The sequence below is a fragment of the Antarctobacter heliothermus genome, from assembly GCF_900188425.1.
Classification (GTDB): domain Bacteria; phylum Pseudomonadota; class Alphaproteobacteria; order Rhodobacterales; family Rhodobacteraceae; genus Antarctobacter; species Antarctobacter heliothermus.
The window spans coordinates 1-15,343 of sequence record NZ_FZON01000008.1 but is presented as its reverse complement, the minus strand read 5'-3'; the positions used below and the strand labels follow the sequence as shown (position 1 = coordinate 15,343).

The following is a 15,343-nucleotide window of genomic DNA, read 5'->3' as shown; positions in this document are numbered from 1 at the left end:
GGCACGAGGAGAATTGACGAATGACTGTAGAAGTTAAGGTGCCGGATATCGGCGATTTCGACGAAGTGCCGGTGGTGACCATTCTGGTGAGCGTCGGTGACACGATTGCGCTGGAAGACCCGATTGTCGAACTGGAATCCGACAAGGCAACGATGGAGGTGCCGTCGTCGGCAGCGGGTGTGGTGAAAGAGATCAAGGTTGCCGAGGGTGACAAGGTCTCTGAGGGCGCAGTGCTATTGATCGTCGAGGCGTCAGACGCGCCCGCGGCCAAGGATGAAACCAAGGAAGAGGCCCCAAAGGCTGACGCGCCCAAGGCCGACGCCCCGGCAGCGGCCCCAGCCCCCGCGCCGGTGACGGATGCCGGGTTCTCCAAGGTTCACGCCTCGCCGTCGGTGCGCGCCTATGCGCGCCGCGTAGAGGTGGACCTGAACAAGGTGAACGGATCGGGCCGCAAGGGCCGTATCCTGCGCGAAGACGTGGAAAAGGCGCTGAAGGCGCAGACCGTTCCAGCGGCGGCTGCTGGCGGCGGCGCTGTGTCGGGCGGCACGGGTATCCCGCCGATCCCGGCGGTGGACTTCTCCAAGTTCGGCCCCATCGAAGAGATCGAGATGCCCCGCATCAAAAAGATCTCTGGCCCGGCGCTGCACCGGTCGTGGCTGAACATCCCGCATGTCACCCACAATGATGAGGCGGACATCACCGATCTGGACAAGTACCGGAAAGAGATGGACACCCACGCCAAGGAAAACGGCTATCGCGTCACGCTGTTGTCCTTTGTGATCAAGGCGTCTGTATCGGCATTGAAAACCCATTGGGAATTCAACTCGTCGATCCATCCCGACGGCGACAAGCTGATCAAAAAGGACTTCTACAACATCGGCTTTGCGGCGGACACGCCTAACGGCCTGATGGTTCCGGTGATCAAGGACGCGGATCGCAAGGGCCTGGTCGACATCTCGAAAGAGTTGATGGACCTGTCCAAGGCCGCGCGTGAGGGCAACCTCAAATCCAAGGACATGCAGGGCGCCACCTTTACCATCTCGTCGCTCGGCGGGATCGGCGGCACCTCGTTCACGCCCATCGTGAACGCGCCAGAGGTGGCAATCCTAGGCCTGACCCGGTCCAAGATGGCGCCGGTCTGGAACGGTGAGGAATTTGTGCCGCGCCTGATGCAGCCGCTGTCGTTGTCCTATGATCACCGTGCCGTCGATGGCGCCTTGGCCGCGCGGTTTACCGTGACGCTCAAGACGCTGCTGGGCGACATGCGCAAGTTGATGTGGTGAGGTGAACACGATGGATGTCAAAGTACCCGATATCGGTGATTTCGCCGATGTGCCCGTCGTTGCCGTACTGGTCAGCGTGGGCGATGTGGTCAGCGAAGAAGACCCGCTGATCGAACTGGAATCCGACAAGGCCACGATGGAGGTGCCTTCGCCCGCAGCGGGCAAGGTCACCGAGATCAAGGTCAAGGAAGGCGACCGCGTTGGCGAAGGATCGGTGATCCTTGTGCTGGAAGGCGCGGACGCCAAGGATGCGGCCCCCAAGGACGACGCGCCCGCCGCCGAAGCCCCCAAGCAGGTTGCCGCCACCGGCACCGCCTCTGGCCCCGGTGACGTACATGCCGAGGTGGTTGTTCTGGGTTCCGGTCCCGGCGGCTATACGGCGGCGTTCCGCGCCGCCGACCTGGGCAAGAAAACCGTGCTGATCGAGAAATATGATCGGCTTGGCGGTGTCTGTCTGAATGTGGGCTGCATCCCGTCCAAGGCGCTGTTGCACGTTGCCAAGGTCATCACCGAGGCCGAGGAAATGGGATCGCATGGCATCAGCTTTGCCAAGCCCGAAATCAACCTTGATGAACTGCGCGCCTTCAAGGACAGCGTTGTCGGCAAGCTGACCGGCGGTCTGGACGGGCTTTCCAAGGGACGCAAGGTGCAGGTTGTGCGTGGGTTCGGCAAGTTCTCTGGCCCCAACATGATCGAGGTGCAGGGCGACGACGGTGTGACCACCGTATCCTTTGACCAGTGCATCATCGCGGCGGGGTCCGAACCCGTGGCGCTGCCGTTCATCCCGCATGACGACCCGCGGGTGATCGACAGCACTGGCGCGCTGGAACTGGCAGACATTCCGGGCCGGATGCTGGTGCTGGGCGGCGGGATCATCGGGCTGGAAATGGCTTGTGTCTATGACGCGCTGGGGTCCAAGATCACGGTTGTCGAACTGATGGACCAGATCATTCCCGGTGCCGACAAGGACATCGTCAAACCGCTGATGACCCGCATCAAGGGCCGGTATGAGAACATCTTCCTCAAGACCAAAGTCACGGCGGTCGAGGCGTTGGATGAGGGGCTGAAAGTCACTTTTGAAGATGACAAGGGTGAGAGCTTTTCGGATACCTTCGACAAGGTGCTGGTCGCAGTGGGCCGCAAGCCCAACGGCAAGCTGATCGACGCCGACAAGGCAGGGGTTGCCGTGGACGACCGTGGTTTCATCGCGGTGGACAAGCAGCAGCGCACCGGCGTGAACCATATCTTTGCCATCGGCGACGTGGTGGGCCAGCCGATGCTGGCGCACAAGGCGGTGCACGAGGGCAAGGTGGCGGCAGAGGTCTGCGCCGGACACAAGCGGTTCTTTGATGCCAACCTGATCCCAAGCGTTGCCTACACCGATCCAGAGGTCGCGTGGTGCGGTGTGACCGAGAACGACGCCAAGGCGAAGGGCATCAAGTACGAAAAGGGTGTGTTCCCTTGGGCGGCTTCGGGCAAATCGCTGTCGAATGGCCGCAGCGAGGGCATCACCAAGCTGCTGTTCGATCCCGAAGACGACCGCATCATCGGCGCCTGCATCGTGGGCACCAACGCGGGCGACCTGATTTCGGAGGCCGCTTTGGCCATCGAGATGGGGGCCGACGCGGTGGACCTTGGCCACACGATCCACCCGCACCCGACGCTGTCGGAAACGGTGAACTTTGCCGCCGAGATGTTCGAGGGCACAATCACCGACCTGATGCCGCCGAAAAAGCGCAAGCACTAAGGGGCAGTCAATCCAAAAAGGAAGGGCGGGGAATTTCCCCGCCCTTTCGTGTTTGGTGTGCTGCCCGCAGCGGGATCAGATCCGCAGGAACGGTTGCGCCAGCCGCGCCAGCCCCTTGAGCCGTAGCGGCGCGTCCGTCACGGCAAGACAGATACAGTCCTCGGATATGTCGGCGACGGGCGTATGGTGCAGATCCTCATCGGCAATCTCGATGTCACCACGCCGGAAACAGCCTTCGTCGTCCTGAAACGCGCCTTGCAGAACCAGTGTCAATTCCAGTCCGCGATGGCCATGATCCGGCATCGCCGTGCCCGCAGGGATGAACAATAGCCGTGCCGTGGCCTCACGAGAGGTGGGCAGGATTGCCTGCTTTACGCCCATACCGATGGGGCGCCATTTGACATCGTCCAGCGTGCCGCCGATGTAATCGCGCAGCGGCGCTGGGGCGACCGCATCCTGAGCGATCTTGATCGGGCGCGGCGAGGGGGCGAAATCGCCGCCCCGGATCATCGACAGTGCGCCGTCAAGAAAGGCATCCGACACGGGCATTTCCCCGATGGTGTCCAACACGGCGCCGCCTACAGCATCTTGCGCCTCTATCGCGGCGCGGCATTCGTCACAAAGTGAGATATGCGTCGCGATGATGAGATTGACCGCCTCAGGCAGCGTGCCTGCGGAATACCCCAGGATCAGGTCATCGGTCAGGTGATGGGTGATGGTGGTCATCGCGTCGTTACTTTCTGTCCATTGCGTGGCGCAGGCGCTGCAGCGCCAGACGTATACGGGATTTGATTGTGCCTAAAGGCAGGCCGGTCAGATCGGCGATTTCGTTGTGCGTCAGATCGCCGAAATAAGCCTTTTCGATCAAATCCCGCTGTTTTGAGGGGAGCGCGGCCATAGCCTCTGTCAAGGTTTCCGTGTCTTGCTGGAGGCCCAGCTGGTCCTCCTGATCCGGCTCGGCCTCTGGTCCCCAAGGCAAATCCTCAGGTTCCGGCCGTTTTTGTTTGCGCAGGGCGTCAATTCGGCGGTTTCGTGCGATGGTAAAGATCCAGGTCGCGACAGAGGCGCGCGCTGGATCAAACTGCGCCGACTTTTGCCAGACTGTCGCCATCACCTCTTGCGCGCATTCCTCTGCCAAGGCCGGATCACCGCCAGATCGCATCAGGAAAGCCTTTAGACGTGGGGCAAAATGGCGGAACAACTCGACAAACGCAGTCTCATCCCGGTCATCGCGAATGCGGACCAGGACCGCTGTCCAATCATGTGTGTCGGCTTTTGTCTGTTCCACCGCCGCGCGTTCCCTCCCTTTATGGTGCTTTGTCCTGACATGCCGCTTTGGCGGCAAGGTCGCAACAAACGAAGCGTCGCAGGGATCGAGAGTTTCTATTGCGCCAATCATAAGCTGTTTACGCCGGACCCGCGTGCCCGGATCACTTTCGGGCGCAAAGTTTTTTTCTTTTTTTACATCCGCCTGCGGTGCCGGTTCGTAAACTGATCAACGCAAACGACCATGGGACGCAAAACATCATGCCATTCGAAGCCACCCCGGCCATCCCCCGAACTATCGCCGTGATCGGTGGCGGCATCTCTGGCATGGGGGCGGCGCATATGTTGGGCGACCAGCATCGCGTGACCCTGTTTGAGGCAGAGCCGCGCCTTGGCGGTCATGCCCGCACCCGGATGGCGGGGCGCAACGGGGATCAGCCGGTCGATACCGGGTTTATCGTGTTCAACTACGCCAACTATCCGCTGCTGACCGATCTGTTTGCGCGGCTGGATGTGCCGGTTGCCAAGTCAGACATGAGCTTTTCGGCCAGCCTGCGGGGCGGGGCGATGGAATACGGCCTGCGTGATCTGCGGGCGGTGTTTGCGCAAAAGCGCAATGCGCTGAACCCGCGCTTTCTGGGCATGATCCGCGACATCATGAAGTTCAACGCGCGGGCGTTGGATCAGGCGCGCGACCCGTCAGTCTCGCTTCGGGATTTCCTTGATCGGATGGGCACAGGCGATTGGTTCCGTGACCACTACCTATTGCCGCTGTCGGGGGCGATCTGGTCGACGCCGACGGAAAAGATCCTTGATTTTCCGGCCTATGCGCTGATCCGTTTCTTTGAGAACCACGCGTTGCTGAGCCACACGGGTCAACACCAGTGGTACACGGTGCAGGGCGGATCTGAGCAGTATGTGTCCCGCTTGGGGCGGGCGATGGTGGCGCAGGGCGTGCAAATGCGGCTGGGTGCGCCAATCGCGGGGGTGCGTCGCGTGGCGGCCGGGGTCGAGGTGCGCGCAGAAGGCGGCGGATGGGAGCTGTTCGATGAAGTGGTCTTTGCCACCCATTCCGATGACACCCTACGCTTGTTGTCCGACGCCCGACCAGAGGAACGCGCCGCGCTGGGCAAGATTGCCTATCAGCCGAACCGCGTGGTGCTGCATGGTGATGCCTCGGTGATGCCAAAGCGGCGGGCCTGTTGGTCGTCGTGGAATTATACAGAAACAGCGCGCAAGGAAATGAACGCCATAGATCTGACCTATTGGATGAACTGTCTGCAACCGATCCCGCTGGACGATCCGATGTTTGTCACGCTCAACTCCACCCGCGCGATCCGTGAGGAGCTCATCTATGATGAGGTCACTCTTCGCCATCCGGTGTTCGACCTTGGCGCCTTGGAGGCGCAGCGCGCAGTGGCGGCGATGAACGGCACCTCGGGGACATGGTTTTGCGGGGCCTGGATGAAGAACGGCTTTCACGAGGACGGGCTGGCGAGTGCGGCGGATGTGGCGGGCGCGATCCTTGCGCGCGGCACAGTACAGGAGGCGGCATGAGCGACATCGATCTGATCCGGGGGCACACCTATCACGGGCGCAAGGGGGCGGTGGCCAATGGCTTTCGCTACTCGGTCGATTGCGTGATGCTGGACGCCGAGGCAGAGGTGAGCGGGCCGCTGTTGTTTTCCCGCAATCGGGGCAATGTCACCGCGTTGCGCGACCGCGATCACGGCGGTGCGCCGGGGCAGGGGCGCGGCGCGGTCTGGGCGCGCGAAGTGCTGGCCGCGCATGACATTGACTGTGACGGGCCACTGATGCTGTTGGCGCAGCCGCGCCTTCTGGGCCATGTGTTCAACCCGGCGTCTTTTTGGCTGGCCTATGACGGGGATGATTTGCGGGCCGTAATTGCCGAAGTGTCGAATACCTTTGGCGACCGGCACTCTTACCTATGCGTGCATGCTGACGGATCGCCAATAACGGCGCAGGATCACATATCGGCGCGCAAGGTCTTTCATGTCTCGCCGTTTCAGCCGGTCGAAGGACACTATGTCTTTCGGTTCGATATCCAGGCCGATCGCGTTGGAATCTGGATCGACTACACCCATGAAAACGGCGGGCTGATCGCCACGCTTTGCGGGCCGCGCCAGCCGTTGACCAACGGGCGTATCCTACGCTCTGCCCTGCGCCGCCCGTTTGGCGCGCGCCGCGTTCTGGCCCTGATTCACTGGCAGGCGCTGAAACTGTGGTGGAAGGGGGCGGCGTATCGTAGGCGCCCGGCCCCCCCGGCACATGAGGTCAGCGGCCATACACCCAGCACCCGCATCAAGGAGGCATCATGATGAACACATTCACCTTGGTTGCGCTGGGGGCGGCGGCTGTTGTTGTCCTCGTCTATCTGCGCGTTCGGTACTTCGGGTTCATGGCGCAGCGGCCTGCCGACTATGCCAATGCCACAGGAGAGGTGTTTGACCTGCGCACACATCTGAACGGGCCGATGATCTGCGAAGGCGTGATCTACGGCCCGACGGGCCGTGTGACTTCGCGGTTTGTGGCGGATATGGAGGCGCGTTGGGACGGCAACCGGGGCGTGATGGACGAACATTTCCGCTACGAGTCCGGTAGCGAACAGCACCGGCAGTGGACGCTTGTCCTTGGTAATGACGGTCACATTCGCGCCACCGCGCCGGATCTGGTGGGAGAGGGGCAAGGCCAGCAAAGCGGGCCAACGGTGCAGCTACGCTATCGCATCCGACTGGACGAAGACGCGGGCGGGCATGTTCTGGACACCACCGACTGGATGTATCTTGCCCCGAACGGGACCATCGTGAACCGCTCTCAGTTTCGCAAATTCGGCATCAAGGTGGCTGAACTGGTTGCCACCATGCGCCGCAAGGAGTCCTCGGCGTGAGGGATTGGAAAGGCAAGCGATATTGGCTGGTCGGTGCCAGTGAGGGATTGGGACAGGCGCTGGCGCATCGGCTGAGCCGTGAGGGTGTTGACCTGATCCTGAGCGCGCGGTCCGAAGACAAGCTGCGCGCCCTGGCAGATGATCTGCCCGGTCCCGCACATGTGGCGCCGGTGGACGTGACCAACGCCGAGGCGCTGGAACGGGTGGCGGCAACAAACGGCGAAATTGACGGCATGATCCAGGTGGCCGGTGTCTATTGGCCGTTTGGCGCACAGGACTGGGACGCCGAGCAGGCCAACACCATGGCGGATGTGAACTTTACCGGGGCTATGCGGTTGGCCGGGGTCGTGGTGCCGCGTTTTGTGGCGCGCGACCGGGGGCACATCGTGTTGACCGGGTCGCTGTCAGGCTATCGCGGCTTGCCGGGTGCGGCGGCCTATGTGTCGTCCAAGGCCGGGGTCATGGCGCTGGCGGAATCGCTGTATGCCGATCTGCGCAAGACAGGCGTTGACGTGCAACTGCTGGTGCCGGGTTACATCAAGACGCGGCTGACCGAAAAGAACGACTTTACCATGCCATTCATCATGGACCCCGAGCAGGCGGCGGACATTTGTTTCCGTCACATGTCGGGCAGCCGGTTCCAACGCGCCTTTCCGCGTGCCTTTTCGCTTTTGTTTCGGGGCAGTCAACTGTTGCCGGACTGGCTTTACTTCCGTCTGTTTGCGTAGGATCAAAGAGAGGCGCCTATTTGTGGTGTCTAGCCTGTCCAGCGAACAGTGAGGAGACGCGAGATGCAGAACATCAGCCCGAGCAAAGTGGCAGCCGTCATCGTTATGGCCCGCGAGTTGGGCCGCGCCGAAGGCGAACTGCGGGGCCTCATCGACCGGATGGACGTCGAAGAACAGGCGGCTTTGGTCGCAGTGATGTGGGTTGGCCGCGGCGCGTTTGAGGCCGAGGACTGGGATGAGGCCTATCAGACAGCCGTAACCGAGGCGACAACGCCCACGGCGGATTACCTGATCGGCACGCCGCACCTGGCAGACAACCTTGAAGCCGGTCTTGAGGCTTATGGCTATGACGCCACGGGCGAAGAGGATGAGGTGCTGGGCAGCCACGACTAGGCGTCAGCGCAATGTGCGGCCCTTGAGGATCGCGTTTGCACCGAACTTTGCCCGGATCGCATCGGTGGCCCGCTCGGCCTTGGCGCGGGCCTCGGCCTGCGGGTCCAGCAGATCGCCGGACATGTCGGCCTGCGCCTCTGGCACCAGATCCGAAATGCCCGCCCCGATCAGGCGATAGGATTGCCCGGCGGGCATCTGGTCAAACAGGCCGCGCGCCACCCGGTAGATGCGGTCGGCGATCTGGGTGGCGTCCGGCAGGGACTGTCTGCGGCTGACGACGCGGAAATCCGACCGGCGCAGTTTCAGCGTGACAACCCGGCCCGCCAGGCCCTTGGCCTTGGCGCGATCGGATGCCTTTTCCGCCATGCGCCAGAGATGCCCGTCAAGGATGTCCGGATCGGCGGTGTCCTCGTTGAATGTGGTTTCATTCGAGATCGACTTCATCGGGGCGTTGCGCGTCACCCGGCGCTGATCCTGCCCGCGCGCCAGATGCCAGAGCCGTTCGCCCATGGACCCAAAGCGCACCATCAGATCGCGTTTTTCCCAGCGCAACAGGTCTTCGAACGTGCGGATGCCGCTACGCTCCAGCGAATCCTGCGAAACCTGTCCAACGCCCCAGATCAGGCGGATCGGTTTGGGCCGCAAAAACTCCTGCGTTTCCGCCTGACCGATCACCGCAAAGCCGCGGGGTTTATCAAGGTCAGAGGCGATCTTGGCGAGAAACTTGTTGTGCGACAGTCCGATAGAGCCAGTCACGCCCAGTTCCTCCTTCATGCGTTTGACCAGGCGCGCCAGCATGACGGCGGGCGGCGCACCGTGCAGCCGCGCGGTGCCGGTGAGGTCCAGAAACGCCTCATCCAGCGACAGCGGTTCAATCGCGGGGGTCAATTCCTCCATCAAGGCGCGGATCTGGCGGCTGACTTCGACGTAGACGGACATGCGCGGTTTGACGACCACCGCATCGGGGCACAGGTCCAGCGCCTTGAACATCGGCATGGCGGACCGGACGCCGCGAATGCGTGCCACATAGCAGGCGGTCGACACAACGCCACGCCGCCCGCCGCCGATGATCACAGGTTTGTCGGCCAGTTCCGGGTTGTCGCGCTTTTCCACGCTTGCGTAAAATGCGTCGCAGTCCATATGGGCAATGGACAGGTTCCACAATTCGTCATGGCGCAGGACACGGGGCCGCCCGCAGGCCGGGCAGCGCGGGCCTGCATCGAACTGGGTCAGACAATCGCGGCATAGGGCGGGCATGGTCCGAATATACGCCGATGCAGAAGGGGACGCCATGAGCGATCCAGAACCAATCGACCCAAGGCAGGTCTTTTCCGGTGCCAAACTGATACTGTTCGCAGGCGCGGATCTGATCGTGTTGAGGCGGGACCGCAAGCCGTCCATCCCCTGGCCGGGCTATCTGGATTTTCCGGGGGGTGAGCGAGACGGCGACGAGACACCCGAGGCCTGCGCCATCCGCGAAACCCAGGAGGAACTGGGACTGACCCTGAGCAAGGCCCAATTGCTGCCGGTGCATCTGCGCGATGACGCGGGCAAGGTCAGCTGGTTTTTTGCCGCGCATCTGCCCGCAGGCGTGATTGATGACGTGGTCTTTGGGGATGAGGGCGAAGGTTGGGATGTGATGCTGCCCGAACGCTTTGTCGACGCAAGCGATGCGATCCCGCATTTTCGGGATATCTTGCGTGATTATCTGGCAAAAGGGCCGGGACCCGCAGGATAGGGCGCGGATCCCGGCAGTCTACCGCGGCACCCGAGGGACAAGGGGGCGGCGGTGCGGCTCATACAGGCGTGTAACTGAGCCGGAACGTCAGGCAGCGCTGGGCATCTCTACCGCAGCTTCGCGCAGTTGCAGGTGCTCGGGCGTGCCCAGCGACAGGCGGGCGCGCATCCAGAGCCCGCGTGCGGCCTCTTCGAATTCGGTTGTGATCGGGGCCACATACTGGCTTGCAACCCGCAAGAGCCCCTGCGGGGTGACGACCGTGACAAGGGCCTCGAAACACTGTTCGGTGGCGTTGTAACGCACCTGATCGATGCGGGGGGTCCATGTGCTCATGATGGTCTCCTAACCTCATGCCCTTTTTTGATCGGGCTTATGCAGTAGACGTAGGAACACTGTGGCAGTGTTTCATCAGGGGCACAGGTCAGGAATTCCCCGCTTTTGATGCTTTTTGGGCGGAGTTTCGCCTATGGGCGTTGGAATCGGCGGCTCGATGCCGGGCAGTCCGTCAGTCGGAACAATCCTCAGGCTCAGGCGTTTCGCGAATGTGGGACGCTGCGCAGCGCTGTCAGCGCGGGCCGTTGGGCCGTTGCGCCTGAGGAGAGATCATCTCGGTCAGGATGGCCTGTGCGGCGGCGTGCGCATCAGGCGCGCGGTGGATGGGGCGGCCAACGACGATGTGGTCGACTCCATCACGAATGGCCTGCGCCGGGGTCGCGATACGCTTTTGATCACCCACATCTGCACCGGCGGGGCGCACGCCGGGCGTGACGATCAACCGGCCTTCGGCCTCTGGCAAGGCGCGCACAAGTGCTGCCTCGTTCGGCGAACAGATCACCCCGTCGGCCCCGGCCTCCAGCGCGCGGCCCGCACGCTCTGTCACCAGATCGGGGATTGCGCCGTCCTTGATCAGCGCGCCGTCCAGATCGGCGCGGTCGAGTGAGGTCAGAATGGTGACAGCAAGGATCTTGGTCTGCGATCCGGCGGCCCCCTCCTTGGCGGCGCGCACCACATAAGGGTCGCCGTGAACGGTCAGGAAATCGAGATCGAATTGCGCGACGCCGCGCACTGCGGCCTCGATCGTGGCGCCGATGTCGAAAAGTTTCAGGTCAATGAAGATGCGCTTGCCGTGCTCGTGCTTCAACTCATTTGCCAGCGCCAGACCGCCGCCGGTCAGCATCCCCAACCCTATCTTGTAAAAGGACACGGCGTCCCCCAATCGGCTGACAAGGTCGAGCCCGGCGATCACGTTCGGCACGTCAAGGGCTACGATCAAACGGTCATCGGACATGTGCATTTCCTTCTGGGCGGCTGGTTGAAATCTCATGAAAGCCCGCGCCACCAAGGTCAAGACCGCTGGCGTTGCTATTTTGCAACGCTGCTCCCTTGAACCGACTGCGTCGCAGGGCCATCTTGGGTGTGAGGCCCCGACGGGACCGCGCGCTGCACGGCAGGCGCGGCGCATTCACAGGGGCGCTTGTTGGAAGGAGACAGACCATGAACTTGGAGAAGTTCACAGAGCGCGCGCGCGGTTTCATTCAGGCCGCCCAGACAATCGCGATGCGGGAAAGCCATCAGAAACTGGCACCCGAACATCTGCTCAAGGCATTGATGGATGACGAAGAAGGCTTGGCCACGAACCTGATCAAGGCATCGGGCGGTGCGCCGGAACGCGTGGTTCAGGTGCTGGACACCAAACTCGCCAAGATTCCCAAGGTTTCCGGCGATGCGGGTCAAGTCTATCTGGATTCAGCCACCGGCAAAGTGCTGGATGAGGCCGAAAAATTGGCAAGCAAGGCGGGCGATAGCTTTGTCCCGGTCGAACGGATGCTGACCGCGCTGGCCATGGTGCGCAGCCCGGCCAAAGAGGCGCTGGAGGCGGGCAATGTCACGCCGCAAAAGCTGAACGAGGCGATCAACGATGTGCGCAAGGGGCGCACGGCGGACACCGCCACAGCCGAAGATACCTACGAGTCGCTGAAGAAATTCACGATGGACCTGACCGAGCGCGCCCGCGAGGGCAAGATCGACCCGATCATCGGTCGGGACGAGGAAATCCGTCGCACCATGCAGGTGCTCAGTCGCCGGACCAAGAACAACCCGGTGCTGATCGGGGAGCCGGGCGTGGGTAAAACCGCGATTGCCGAGGGCCTTGCCCTGCGGATCATCAACGGCGACGTGCCTGAAAGCCTCAAGAACAAAAAGCTGCTGTCGCTGGACATGGGCGCGCTGATTGCGGGGGCCAAGTACCGTGGTGAGTTCGAGGAACGGCTGAAGTCGATCCTCTCCGAAGTGACCTCTGCCGCCGGTGAAATCATCCTGTTCATCGACGAGATGCACACGCTGGTTGGCGCGGGTAAGGCGGACGGCGCGATGGATGCGTCGAACCTGCTGAAACCGGCGCTTGCGCGCGGTGAGCTGCACTGCGTCGGGGCGACCACGCTGGACGAATACCGCAAACACGTCGAAAAGGACGCGGCCCTTGCGCGGCGTTTCCAGCCTGTGATGGTCGAGGAACCGACGGTCGAGGACACGATCTCGATTCTGCGCGGCATCAAGGAAAAGTACGAGCTGCACCACGGTGTGCGGATCTCGGACGCGGCCCTTGTGACTTCGGCGACGCTGTCGCACCGCTATATCACCGACCGTTTCCTGCCGGACAAGGCGATCGACCTGATGGATGAGGCCGCCAGCCGTCTGCGGATGGAGGTGGATTCCAAACCCGAGGAACTGGACGCTTTGGACCGCGACATCCTGCAAAAGCAGATCGAGGTCGAGGCGCTGCGTACGGAGGACGATCAGGCGTCCAAGGACCGGCTGTCCAAGCTGGAAAAGGATCTGTCCGAACTGCAACAGCAATCGTCCGAGATGACGGCTCGTTGGCAGGCAGAGCGGGACAAGCTGGCCTCAGCCCGTGACATCAAGGAAGAGCTGGACCACCTGCGCGCCGAACTGGAATCGGCCAAGCGGGACGGTAACTTTGCCAAGGCGGGTGAGCTGCAATACGGGCGCATCCCAGAGCTGGAGCGCAAGCTGGTGGAGGCTGAAGGCGCCGAAGAAGACGTCATGGTTGAAGAGGCGGTTCTGCCGGAACATATCGCCAGCGTTGTCGAGCGCTGGACCGGCATCCCGACCTCCAAGATGCTGGAAGGCGACCGGGAAAAGCTGCTCAGGATGGAGGATGCCCTGCACAAGCGGGTGATCGGCCAAAGCCAGGCGGTGGCGGCGCTGTCCAGCGCGGTGCGTCGCGCGCGGGCGGGTCTGAACGACGAGAACCGGCCCCTGGGCTCGTTCCTGTTCCTCGGGCCCACGGGCGTCGGCAAGACCGAGCTGACCAAGGCCGTGGCGGAGTTCCTGTTTGACGATGACAACGCGATGGTTCGGATTGATATGTCCGAGTACATGGAGAAACACGCGGTTGCCCGTCTGATCGGGGCGCCTCCGGGGTACGTGGGCTATGATGAGGGCGGTGTGCTGACCGAGGCTGTGCGGCGCAGGCCTTATCAGGTCGTGCTGTTCGATGAGGTCGAAAAGGCGCACCCGGACGTGTTCAACGTGCTGCTTCAGGTGCTGGACGATGGGGTGTTGACCGATGGTCAGGGGCGGACTGTGGACTTCAAGCAGACGCTGATCATCCTGACGTCGAACCTTGGGTCTCAGGCGCTCAGCCAAATGCCTGAGGGGGCCGACCCGGCACCGGCGCGGCGGGACGTGATGGACGCGGTGCGGGCGCATTTCCGGCCGGAGTTCCTGAACCGACTGGATGAGACGATCATCTTTGACCGGCTCAAGCGGGAGGATATGGCGGGCATCGTCGATATTCAGCTGGCGCGGCTGCTCAAGCGGTTGGCGGCGCGGAAGATCCGGCTGGAGCTGGACGATGCGGCCAAGGCCTGGCTGGCGGATGAGGGGTATGACCCTGTGTTTGGCGCGCGGCCTTTGAAAAGGGTGATCCAGCGGGCGCTGCAAAATCCCTTGGCTGAGATGCTTTTGGCTGGCGACGTGGCGGATGGCGATCTGGTCGTGGTGTCGGCGGGCTCGGACGGGCTGTTGATTGGCGACCGGGTGGGGGCCTCGAACAGGCCCAAGCCGGACGATGCCGTGGTCCACTGATTTTGGGGACTCGAAAGCTTTACCAGAAAGGCGGGGGAAACCCCGCCTTTTTTCGTGTCCACATGTGGACAGCTTTGGGGGTGTTAGAAATCAATGGGTTACAGAGACGTTTTTAGGATTTGTTAGGGGTTCGGGCCGGTCCGCGTAGCGGCGAAGGCTCCAGTGGAGCCTTCGAGGCTCGAACGGGCGGAGCCCCGGGGGACCGGTGAGGCGCAGGTGTACTGCGTTGTTTTGGGCGTGAAGCAGTCTTTCGCCTCAGGAATGGTTTCGGTCTTGGAATGCACTGAAATGCGAATATCTATTTGACCGCGAAACATGGATGTGCTGGCTTTCATAGATCTAATGAAAGCAAGGCGGGTTTGATGGGTAAGAAAGGCTTTGTTGCGCAAAGGCCGGGTGAGGGATTCATCTCGTGAACCCAGCGTGGTAGCTGGCCTGCATGAGCAGACCCATTCCGCCGAGCTACAAGACCAAAAACTGGCCGGCCTACAACGAAGCGCTGAAACAGCGCGGCTCCCTGACGATCTGGTTCGACCGGGACATGACCTGGGTGCCGCCGCCGACCGGCAAGCGAGGCCGACAGCCACAGTATAGCGATGCCGCGATTCAAACGTGCCTGACGATGAAAGTCCTCTTCGGCATGGCGCTCCGGCAGACGACCGGGTTCGTCGAGAGCCTGCTACGGCTGGTCGGCCTCGACTGGGCGGTACCAGATTTCAGCACGCTGAGCAGGCGGCAGAAGACCCTGGCCGTGACCATCCCCTACCGGGGCTCCCAGGGGCCGCTGAACCTTCTGATCGACAGCACCGGTATCAAGGCGGAGGGCGAGGGCGAGTGGCATGCGCGCAAGCATGGTGGCGCGAAACGCCTCGTTCCGAGCGATAGCCCCTGCAGTCGATGGCTTCCACGGCTTGGCATTCTTGCGCGGCGGTATGACGGCATGGGCGCCGCGGTTGGCGACGGCGTCATGGCACTTGCGCGTATCGTAGGCTCCGTCGGCGGTGATCGATCCTATCTCGACGTCGGCGGGGATCTGGTTGAGCAACTCGGGCAGCATGGGCGAGTCCCCGACGTTGCTTCCGGTGACCTCGATGGCTCGGATCTCCAGCGTCTTTTCGTCGACGCCGATGTGGATCTTGCGCCATAGACGGCGTTTCGTGCCGCCGTGCT

Annotated in this window: 14 protein-coding genes and 2 pseudogenes; 10 read left to right on the top strand and 6 right to left on the bottom strand. The window is 62.3% G+C overall.

Annotated elements, in window-relative coordinates:
• The first annotated feature begins 20 nt into the window (after positions 1-20).
• Entirely contained in the window at positions 21-1,283 is a 1,263-nt protein-coding gene (gene aceF / locus CHB90_RS06070) for a dihydrolipoyllysine-residue acetyltransferase (protein WP_089276969.1), read from the top strand.
• Positions 1,284-1,293: 10 nt separating this feature from the next.
• Complete coding sequence (lpdA, locus tag CHB90_RS06065) at positions 1,294-3,030, top strand: dihydrolipoyl dehydrogenase (RefSeq protein ID WP_170940992.1); 1,737 nt, start codon at positions 1,294-1,296, stop codon at positions 3,028-3,030.
• Between the two features lie 75 nt (positions 3,031-3,105).
• On the opposite strand, the gene CHB90_RS06060 is transcribed toward lpdA, so the two are convergent.
• Entirely contained in the window at positions 3,106-3,756 is a 651-nt protein-coding gene (locus tag CHB90_RS06060; RefSeq protein ID WP_089276967.1) for a ChrR family anti-sigma-E factor, read from the bottom strand.
• Between the two features lie 7 nt (positions 3,757-3,763).
• Positions 3,764-4,318, bottom strand: coding sequence for a sigma-70 family RNA polymerase sigma factor (locus CHB90_RS06055; protein WP_245823178.1), 555 nt, complete (start codon positions 4,316-4,318; stop codon positions 3,764-3,766).
• A gap of 239 nt (positions 4,319-4,557) precedes the next feature.
• On the opposite strand from CHB90_RS06055, the gene CHB90_RS06050 reads away from it, so the two are divergent.
• From CHB90_RS06050 to CHB90_RS06030, 5 genes are all read left to right on the top strand, one after another.
• Positions 4,558-5,853: an NAD(P)/FAD-dependent oxidoreductase gene (locus CHB90_RS06050; RefSeq protein ID WP_089276965.1), complete on the top strand. Its 1,296-nt coding sequence runs from the start codon at positions 4,558-4,560 to the stop codon at positions 5,851-5,853.
• The gene (locus tag CHB90_RS06045; protein WP_089276964.1) at positions 5,850-6,635 is read left to right on the top strand and encodes a DUF1365 domain-containing protein; all 786 of its coding nucleotides are present in this window, start codon (positions 5,850-5,852) and stop codon (positions 6,633-6,635) included. The genes CHB90_RS06050 and CHB90_RS06045 overlap by 4 nt, the downstream gene beginning before the upstream one ends.
• A complete protein-coding gene (locus CHB90_RS06040) occupies positions 6,635-7,204 on the top strand; it encodes a DUF3833 domain-containing protein (protein ID WP_089276963.1) in 570 nt (189 codons plus the stop codon). Before CHB90_RS06045 ends, CHB90_RS06040 begins: the two co-directional genes overlap by 1 nt.
• The gene (locus CHB90_RS06035; protein WP_089276962.1) at positions 7,201-7,932 is read left to right on the top strand and encodes an SDR family NAD(P)-dependent oxidoreductase; all 732 of its coding nucleotides are present in this window, start codon (positions 7,201-7,203) and stop codon (positions 7,930-7,932) included. The genes CHB90_RS06040 and CHB90_RS06035 overlap by 4 nt, the downstream gene beginning before the upstream one ends.
• Before the next feature lie 63 nt (positions 7,933-7,995).
• The gene (locus tag CHB90_RS06030; RefSeq protein ID WP_089276961.1) at positions 7,996-8,325 is read left to right on the top strand and encodes a DUF3775 domain-containing protein; all 330 of its coding nucleotides are present in this window, start codon (positions 7,996-7,998) and stop codon (positions 8,323-8,325) included.
• Positions 8,326-8,328: 3 nt separating this feature from the next.
• Here the strand turns inward: CHB90_RS06030 and CHB90_RS06025 are convergent, their stop codons facing one another.
• On the bottom strand, positions 8,329-9,582 hold the full coding sequence (locus tag CHB90_RS06025) for a DNA polymerase IV (protein WP_089277055.1): 1,254 nt from the start codon (positions 9,580-9,582) through the stop codon (positions 8,329-8,331).
• A gap of 34 nt (positions 9,583-9,616) precedes the next feature.
• Here CHB90_RS06025 and CHB90_RS06020 point away from each other — a divergent pair, with 34 nt between their 5' ends.
• Positions 9,617-10,063, top strand: coding sequence for an NUDIX hydrolase (locus CHB90_RS06020; RefSeq protein ID WP_089276960.1), 447 nt, complete (start codon positions 9,617-9,619; stop codon positions 10,061-10,063).
• Positions 10,064-10,150: 87 nt separating this feature from the next.
• On the opposite strand, the gene CHB90_RS06015 is transcribed toward CHB90_RS06020, so the two are convergent.
• A complete protein-coding gene (locus CHB90_RS06015; protein ID WP_089276959.1) occupies positions 10,151-10,396 on the bottom strand; it encodes a hypothetical protein in 246 nt (81 codons plus the stop codon).
• A 232-nt stretch (positions 10,397-10,628) separates the two neighbouring features.
• Positions 10,629-11,357: an orotidine-5'-phosphate decarboxylase gene (gene pyrF, locus CHB90_RS06010; protein ID WP_089276958.1), complete on the bottom strand. Its 729-nt coding sequence runs from the start codon at positions 11,355-11,357 to the stop codon at positions 10,629-10,631.
• Positions 11,358-11,557: 200 nt separating this feature from the next.
• Between pyrF and clpB the strand changes: the two genes are divergently transcribed.
• On the top strand, positions 11,558-14,173 hold the full coding sequence (gene clpB, locus CHB90_RS06005) for an ATP-dependent chaperone ClpB (protein WP_089276957.1): 2,616 nt from the start codon (positions 11,558-11,560) through the stop codon (positions 14,171-14,173).
• A gap of 439 nt (positions 14,174-14,612) precedes the next feature.
• Positions 14,613-15,047: pseudogene (locus tag CHB90_RS06000) on the top strand (IS5 family transposase); the annotation flags it as partial.
• Here CHB90_RS06000 and CHB90_RS05995 read toward each other — a convergent pair.
• Positions 15,030-15,343 (bottom strand): annotated as a pseudogene (locus CHB90_RS05995) (transposase); the annotation flags it as partial. The pseudogenes CHB90_RS06000 and CHB90_RS05995 overlap by 18 nt on opposite strands.

What these genes read in the sequence shown, in the direction of transcription:
- aceF (WP_089276969.1), top strand. Translation starts at nt 21, where the DNA reads ATGACTGTAGAAGTTAAGGTGCCGGATATCGGCGATTTCGACGAAGTG.
- lpdA (WP_170940992.1), top strand. Translation starts at nt 1,294, where the DNA reads ATGGATGTCAAAGTACCCGATATCGGTGATTTCGCCGATGTGCCCGTC.
- CHB90_RS06060 (WP_089276967.1), bottom strand. Translation starts at nt 3,756, where the DNA reads ATGACCACCATCACCCATCACCTGACCGATGACCTGATCCTGGGGTAT.
- CHB90_RS06050 (WP_089276965.1), top strand. Translation starts at nt 4,558, where the DNA reads ATGCCATTCGAAGCCACCCCGGCCATCCCCCGAACTATCGCCGTGATC.
- CHB90_RS06045 (WP_089276964.1), top strand. Translation starts at nt 5,850, where the DNA reads ATGAGCGACATCGATCTGATCCGGGGGCACACCTATCACGGGCGCAAG.
- CHB90_RS06040 (WP_089276963.1), top strand. Translation starts at nt 6,635, where the DNA reads ATGAACACATTCACCTTGGTTGCGCTGGGGGCGGCGGCTGTTGTTGTC.
- CHB90_RS06030 (WP_089276961.1), top strand. Translation starts at nt 7,996, where the DNA reads ATGCAGAACATCAGCCCGAGCAAAGTGGCAGCCGTCATCGTTATGGCC.
- CHB90_RS06025 (WP_089277055.1), bottom strand. Translation starts at nt 9,582, where the DNA reads ATGCCCGCCCTATGCCGCGATTGTCTGACCCAGTTCGATGCAGGCCCG.
- CHB90_RS06020 (WP_089276960.1), top strand. Translation starts at nt 9,617, where the DNA reads ATGAGCGATCCAGAACCAATCGACCCAAGGCAGGTCTTTTCCGGTGCC.
- CHB90_RS06015 (WP_089276959.1), bottom strand. Translation starts at nt 10,396, where the DNA reads ATGAGCACATGGACCCCCCGCATCGATCAGGTGCGTTACAACGCCACC.
- pyrF (WP_089276958.1), bottom strand. Translation starts at nt 11,357, where the DNA reads ATGCACATGTCCGATGACCGTTTGATCGTAGCCCTTGACGTGCCGAAC.
- clpB (WP_089276957.1), top strand. Translation starts at nt 11,558, where the DNA reads ATGAACTTGGAGAAGTTCACAGAGCGCGCGCGCGGTTTCATTCAGGCC.